The 3,385-nt window shown below is 60.5% G+C and carries 2 protein-coding genes; both read right to left on the reverse strand.

Features of this window, described 5'->3' with window-relative positions; all coding sequences use genetic code 11:
- Positions 1-102: 102 nt before the first annotated feature.
- The gene (locus tag HX846_RS16185) at positions 103-2,526 is read right to left on the reverse strand and encodes a TonB-dependent siderophore receptor (protein WP_178965715.1); all 2,424 of its coding nucleotides are present in this window, start codon (positions 2,524-2,526) and stop codon (positions 103-105) included.
- A gap of 77 nt (positions 2,527-2,603) precedes the next feature.
- The coding region (locus HX846_RS16190) for a FecR family protein (protein WP_178965716.1) at positions 2,604-3,385 on the reverse strand (782 nt) is incomplete at its 5' end.

The raw sequence follows: 3,385 nt of genomic DNA on the forward strand, positions 1-3,385 counted from the left end.
GCTCATTGAGCGGGCTTTTTGCTGTCTGGGGTTTGCAAGAAACCGCCGGTCTAAAAAACGCCCCCGATCATGTGCAGTGATCGGGGGCGTTTTTGATTGGGTTTAGAAATCCCAGCGGGTGGTGACCATAAAGTTGCGCGGCTCACCATAAGCGGCGGAGTTATAGAAGCCGATGTTGGTGTAGTAGGACTTGTCGAAGATGTTGTTGACGTTCAGGGTCGCCGACACGTTCTTGGTGATCTGGTAACGGGTCATCAAGTCCACCAGCCAGTACGCCTCCTGGGAGAACTCTTCATAACCGCCATGGGGGGTGTTGTAGATGTCCTGCCAGCCCACGCTTTGCCAGCGCACGCCACCGCCGATGGTCAGCTTGTCCAGGTCGCCTTTGAGCTTATAAGTGGTGTACAGCTTGACCTGGTCTTCGGGCTCGAACGTGGAAATCTTCTGGTCCTGGTCGTCACGCACCACCTTGTGGGTGTAGCCGGCCTGAATCTGCCAGCCCGGGCTCAACTCGCCGGACACTTCAAGCTCGTAGCCCTTGGTGACGGCCTTGGTGCCTTTGTAGGCATAGTTCTGCGGTGTAGGTTTCAGGTTGTTGTAGTCGTCGTCGGAAACGGCGCGGTTGTTTTCATGGACCTCGAAGTACGCTGCGCTGGCGTTCAGGCGTCCGTCGAAGAAATCAGCCTTCATGCCCAGCTCGTAGTTTTGGCCTTCGTCCGGCTCAAGCAACTGGTTTTGCCGGTCGCGGTTGTAGTTCTCCTGGGGCATGAAGATATCGGTGTAGCTGGCGTAGACCGAGTAGGTTTCATCCAGGTCATACACCACGCCGACATACGGTACGAAGCGTCCGGTCTCGCGGTAGGACGGGTTATTGCCGGTCAGGTGGTAATTGACCACGCGGCCACCGAGCAGCAGCTTCAGGTCATCGGCCAGGTTCAGGCGTGTGGTCATGTAGGCGCCGGTCTGGCGAATGGTGTCGTCGATGTATTGCTGCGGCGCGCCCCAGTAAGGTTGGGGGGCGTGGCCGTGCCAGTTATTGAAGTCGACGAGGTTGGGGGCGAGGTTCCAGTAGCCCTTGCCGTTCCAGTCCGAAATGCCGATGGAGCCCCCCACCACCAGTTCATGCTCACGGCCGCCCAGGCTGAAGGGGCCGCTTGCGTACAGGTCGGCGGAGTCGCTGACGGTTTCCCCGGTGTATTTTTGCGAAGTGACATGTGCGGTGCCGTCTGCACGGGGCTCGTCACCCTGAATCGAAGCCATCAGTGCATGGTAGCCGTTGATCTTGTGGTCCAGTTGCAGTTTGGTCACCCAGCCGTTGCCGAGGTCATGTTCAAGCATGGCGAAGGCGGTACGGGTGTATTGCTCCCAACTGCTCCAGTTGGCCGCGTTGTTGAACGAGCGCTTTACGCTATTGCGATCGCCATTGGCGTTGATCAGCGGAAAACTGCCGGACCAGCTCGAGGCGGTGGGCAGGCTGTCCTGATAGTCGCCGCCCACGGTCAGCATCGTGTCGGGGGACAGGTCGAATTCCATGATGCCGTAGTACACCGGGCTTTTGCGCGAGTAACGGTCCATGAACGAGCGCTTGTCCTGATACGCCGCGACGGCCCGGCCACGGACGTTGCCGCTTTCGGTCATCGGGCCGCTGACGTCCAGTTCGCTGCGGTAGTTGTCCCAGGAGCCCGCGCCGAGGCTGGCATGGCCCTGGAAGTCAGCCGTGGGTTTCTTGCGCACCAGGTTGATCGTGGCACCCAATGAGCCGGCACCCGTGAGCAGGCCGGTGGCGCCTTTAAGCACTTCGACCCGATCATAGATCGCCATGTCGCTCAGGGTATTGCCCGCCGAATAGGCGACGTTGCGCGCGGTGGAAGGAATGCCGTCGTACTGGAAGTTATTGATGGAGAAACCGCGGGCGTAGTAGTTGGTGCGGTCGGTGTCGAAGGCCGACACGGTGATGCCCGGGGTGTGGCGCATCACGTCGTCGACGTTGTTCAGGCCGAAATCATCCATGTGTTTGCGGGTGACGACGGTCACCGATTGCGGGGTTTCCTTGGGGGTCAGCACCAGCCGCGTCGCAGTCGCGATGCTGCCTGGAGTGTAGGAATCAGTCCCTTCAGTAACGTTGCCCAACTGGTTGGAGCTGACCTGGGTCGGGCCTAGTTCCATGGCGTCGGTGGCCGCAGGGTCAGCTTCGAGCGCGTACACCTGATCACCTTTGATCACGCGGTAGCCGCTGCCCTGTAACAGCCTGCCGAACCCTGCGTCCACGCTATAAGTGCCTTTCAGCCCCGGCCCATTCAGCCCCTGCAGGTTCTGGGACTGGAACACGATAGCCACGCCCGCTTGCTGGGCGAACTGGTTGAGTGTGGCGCCCAGCGGCCCGGCAGGTATGTCGTAGGCTTGGGCCGCGACGTTTACCGTATCGGCCTGGGCCAGATGGGTATTGAGCAGCGTCGTCGCGAGCAGTGTGAGGGTCAGCGGCGCGCTGCTCAGCAGGCGTCTGCGGGGTTTGGAAGGGAGCGGCATGACGATGGCAGTCCTTTAGTTATCGATATACCTTCCTTGACGGGTAGCTTTAAACAAAGCGGAAACAATTTGGATAATTATTTTTTGCTCTCGGTATCCGGGCTGACGATCATCAGCCACGGCGTAAAGGTTTTCAGCGTGATCGGCAGGGTTTGAGCCAGCATCTGCAAGGTGCGGTCGGTGTCATCCAGGGGAAGTACGGCCGAGACCTTGAGACTGGCCAGTGCGGCGCGATCAAACTGCAAGCGGCCCGAACGGTGACGGGCGATCTCATCCAGCACTTCCGGCAACGGTCGGTTATCCACCACCAGTTGATGGCGGCGCCAGGCCCCATTGATGCTCGCCGTATCGATGCTGCCCGAGAGCCGCACGGCATCTTTGCTGAGTCGCGCCTGTGAGCCGGCGTCCACTTCCAGCGTCTGCTGGCCATTCGCGCTTTGGGCGGCAACGCGGGATTCGAGCATGCTCAGCACCGTAACGTCATCCTCGCGCCTGACCACAAATCGCGTACCCAGGGCGCGCAGGGTGCCTTGGGCGGTCTGCACCACAAATGGCCGTTCGCCATCGTGGGCCACTTCCACCAGGATCTCGCCTTGCAGCAATTCGATGCGGCGCTGCCGGCTGTCGAAATGCAGATTCGCCGCACTGATGCCGTTCAGGGTCAGCGTCGAGCCGTCCGCCAGCCGCAGGGTTTTCCATTCGCCGGGGCCGTTGTGCACATCGGCCATCCATTGTTGTGGATAAGGACTGTAGAGCAGCGCCATGGCGGGAAGGCCCAGGCTGCAGGCCAGTACCAACGCGCGGACGTAGTTTTTGCGCGCCTTCCCATGCCGGGGAAAGGCCGCACTCAAGGCCGCCC

The sequence above is a fragment of the Pseudomonas sp. K5002 genome (genome assembly GCF_013386655.1).
Classification (GTDB): domain Bacteria; phylum Pseudomonadota; class Gammaproteobacteria; order Pseudomonadales; family Pseudomonadaceae; genus Aquipseudomonas.